The organism is Albidovulum sp. (assembly GCF_049646345.1).
Classification (GTDB): Bacteria; Pseudomonadota; Alphaproteobacteria; order Rhodobacterales; family Rhodobacteraceae; genus Albidovulum.
On sequence record NZ_JBARVQ010000339.1, the window covers coordinates 1 to 1747 of the forward strand.

At 67.7% G+C, this 1747-nt stretch carries 1 protein-coding gene; it reads right to left on the minus strand.

From position 1 onward, the window contains the following. Positions 1-53: 53 nt before the first annotated feature. Complete coding sequence (locus WBB85_RS08480) at positions 54-1361, minus strand: short-chain fatty acyl-CoA regulator family protein (protein ID WP_432638186.1); 1308 nt, start codon at positions 1359-1361, stop codon at positions 54-56. Positions 1362-1747: the final 386 nt, after the last annotated feature.

Here is a 1747-nt window from a genome sequence, read left to right on the forward strand (position 1 = left end):
GGGCGAAGACCGCTCCGGTGGGGCTGGCGGCAGGGTTCGGGCCCCCAATCACATCAGCCGCCACCGACGAGGATCGACGGTTCCCGCCGGGCCGCGCAATCGGGGCGCGGGCAGATCCGGCAGGAGGGGCCGACAGGTTTGGGCGCGCCGTCCTGTGCTTCGGGGGGCGGCAGGATCAGCATCAGAGCCTCCACCACCTGCGGCCCGTCAAACCCGCCGGGATAGCGGGGTTCGCAATAGCCATAAGTGGTGAACCGCTGCGGCACCCGGCCCGCCATTTCAACCACCGCCCGGATCGGCGCCATCGGCCGGATCAGCGCCTCGTAAAGCGGCCAAAGGGGGCAGGCCGCGCCATGGCGGGGCAGTGCGAAACCCGGCGCGGGACGGCGGAAGGTCAATGTGCCCGAAGCGTCACAGGCGACAAGGCCAAGCGGCGGGCCCGCCCCTTCGGGCAAAGTGGCGAGGCGCCGGAATATCGGGCCAAGCCCGGTGCCCAGATGGCGCGCGAGTGCTGCCGGGTCGGGACCGGTCTGCTCCAGCGCCTCAAGGAAGCGGTCGAGCGGCAGCGCCAAAGCGTCGGCGCGGTAGCGTCCTATATGCGCCAGCGCCAGATGCCGTGCTGCATTGCTGGCCAGTTCCGGCACCCCGGCGATCAGGGCTTCGGGGGCCGGCGGATGGGGGCGTTCGAGAGGGGTCAGATGGTACTGCATCCGCGCGAGCCAGGCCTCGACCTCTTCCTGTGGCGACGAGAGGCCCGTTTCGGCCTCTTGCGAGGTGTCGAGATAGGCAACGAGTGCCGCCGCCGCCTCGCTCAGGCGGATGCTGTCCTCATAGATATTGCGGTGAAACCGCGCCCGCCAGTCCGGGGCAACATCCTCGCTTTCGGCGAGGATCGCGGCGGTGGAGCGGACCGAGGTCACGGCCGAGACGACCTCATGCAGCGAGGCCGAGAGGAACGGATCATGCGCCATGCGTTCATGCAGCGCCTCGACCGCGCGTTCCAGCCCGGCGATCCGCCCGCGCTGACCGGCGACAAGCGCGGCCCAGCCGGGAAAACGGCCAACGAATTCCTCGACCCGGGCCGCTTCAGGCTCAACGTCTCCGACTGCCCGGCCCGCCGCGGCCTCGCGCAGCCCGTCGAAAAGCGTGCTTTCCGCGCCCTCGGCCAGAGCCGCCTCCTCAACCCCCAGCGCATCGGCAAGGCGCGTCAGCAGATCGGCGCCGACCCGGCGGCGATTGTGTTCGATCAGATTGAGATAGGCAGGCGATATTCCGGCCATACGCGCCAGATCGGCCTGCTTCAGACCGATCAGAAGTCGTCTTTCCCTGACCCGGGTTCCGGTCAGCGCCGAACGCGCCATGATAACTCCGCCATCGGCGGGCATTCAGGCGCCCGCGAGACAGGTTTACAAGATTTTCAATTTATTTGAAAGCGTTGGCAGCGGCTTATCAGGATCCGCAATTCGGGGGGGCAACGTCGCGAATGCGTTCGACAGCCGGCTGGTCACCGATACATTCGGTCAGCTTGTGGGGGCTGCGCTCACATGCGCCAAGCATTGATACCGCCAGCACCAGCACGACTGCACCAAATTTCCGTCCCGCCATCCCGTTCATCGCCGTCCACACCCGTAAAACCGGCCATATGGCCCTTCTCGGGTCCGAGATAGACAGCGAACCGCGGCCGAGAGCAAGGAAAAACCGCCCCGGAAGCGCAAGTCCGGGGACGGAACCGGGACGCGCCCGACGC